General features: G+C 40.3%; 1 protein-coding gene. It reads right to left on the bottom strand.

Translation table 11 applies throughout. The features are described 5' to 3' along the window. On the bottom strand, window positions 1–697 hold a 697-nt coding region (locus tag ACNPNW_RS06370; RefSeq protein WP_448766762.1), incomplete at both ends, for a hypothetical protein.

Raw genomic sequence — 697 nt, 5'->3', positions numbered from 1 at the left:
TTGCTTCTGCTTCGGCAGAAGGTGTCACTATGAAATTAACATCAGTTAATGCACCAGTTTTGGAATCACCATCATTTTCAGTAGAAACGCCTGCAACTTTGAAATTCACATTGCCACTGTAATTCTCTGGTACTGTGATAAATACATGATTTAAATCTGTTGGTTTAATCACCCAGACACGTTCTTCACCTGTGCCAGTGACCAAAACAGTGGCTGGTCCACCCAGATTGAAATCTTTGGCTAAGCCTGTAATACGAAGGGTAAAGCTTTCTGAGCCATCTGTATCAATCGATGAAACATTTTCAATCAAATTAGAGAGTGACACTTTATGCTGGGCAGTACCATCCAGATTAGCTTCAGTGGTTGTATAAGACTGTACACCAGGCTGATTACTGTCATAATCTTTTAAGGTAACTGTCGGTGTATCTGCTACACCATAAACTGTAACAGGTATAGAGAGCGTACTAGATGGAGCAGATGTGACGTTACCATCCGTCGCCGTCGCAGTAACACTTAAGGTAAAGTTTACATTGCTGTTAAAAGGTGGAGTAATCGTCAGTGGCGTAGATGTACTAAAGTTAAAGATCGTGACTGAACCGTTAGTAATCGTTTGTTCTACGCCGTCATAGATAATTTTTGCACCTTCAGGAATATCTGAAATGGTGATATTAAAGGTTTCTGATGGATCAGAACTTCT

The sequence above is a fragment of the Acinetobacter endophylla genome, from assembly GCF_053543775.1.
Note: the sequence above shows the minus strand (reverse complement) of the source record. Positions and strands in the feature narration are given on the sequence as shown.